Source organism: Aporhodopirellula sallentina SM41 (assembly GCF_000346505.1).
In the GTDB taxonomy this organism is placed as follows: Bacteria; Planctomycetota; Planctomycetia; order Pirellulales; family Pirellulaceae; genus Rhodopirellula; species Rhodopirellula sallentina.
Map to the genome: position 1 here is coordinate 1 of NZ_ANOH01000471.1, position 995 is coordinate 995.

At 57.7% G+C, this 995-nt stretch carries 1 protein-coding gene; it reads right to left on the bottom strand.

Annotation, left to right across the window (positions count from 1 at the left end; genetic code table 11):
• A partial coding sequence (locus tag RSSM_RS30480) for a transposase (protein WP_008689071.1) occupies positions 1-901 on the bottom strand: 901 nt, incomplete at its 3' end.
• Positions 902-995 lie beyond the last annotated feature (94 nt).

A 995-nucleotide genomic window follows, 5' to 3' on the forward strand; every position in this document is an offset into this window, starting at 1 on the left:
GATCGCCGTCCATAAAATCGCGACGGACTTGGTCAACCGCTTCGTGCATGTGGCTCTGTTCATCGATGCCGCTGATCACGTCTTGTGCGGCGATCAGTCCGCTGTCGGCATCCACCGTGGCGGTGGGGTTGTAGTTGGTGCCGAAGCCGCCTTCTTTGTTCTTGGCGATGCGGCACTGAGGGTCGGTGATCGGAATGCGATCGGGAACCTTCTTGCCGGAAGCTTCGATCTTTTCGATCTCTGCTAGCGCCGCTTCGATCCGGTCGCTTTGACGCTGAAGCTCTTTGCCACGTGTTTCCAAATCGGTTGCTGCGGCGGCTTTCTCGGCTGCGTCGAAGACTTCGTTCTCTTTGGCCTGAGCTTTCTCGGCGGCTTCCTGATGAGCGGCGAATTCTTTGGTGAGTTCTTCTTTGGCCCGGCGAAGTTCGTCGGGCGTCCGTGTGCCGCTTCGTCGGTTGCTCGCTCGCAAACGAGTGCCGTCATAGCCCAGCGTGACGAGCGTGAGATGTCCCATCTGCTCGGCGATCAGTCCGAGTTGTACGAAGACTTCCCTCAGACGCTCGGGATGGGCAGTGCGAAACTTGGCGATCGTGCTGTGGTCGATCGAGCGACCTTCGACAAGCCAGCGAAAGTCCATACGAACTTGGAGGGCTTCTTCGAGAGCCCGCGAGGTGCGGACACGCTTGAGCAGCCCATAGAGGATCACGCCGACGAGGATGCTGGGATGGATCGGCGGGTGCCCTTTGACCAGGACGTATTGCTCTTCCCAGGATTTCCAGTCGATTTTTTGCAGCAGCTCCCAGACCGTGCGAACGGGGTGTTCGGTGGGTATCGCGTCGTCGAGTTTCTCAGGAAAGAGCACGATCTGATCGCGACTTTCCTTGGCTTGGGCCCAGCCCATTATCGGACTCCGAAGGAGTAAGATTCGGTAAGATAACCAATGTAGCGCGATCTCAAACTAAATCCACCGCTGTGACGAGTAGATCGACAAACCG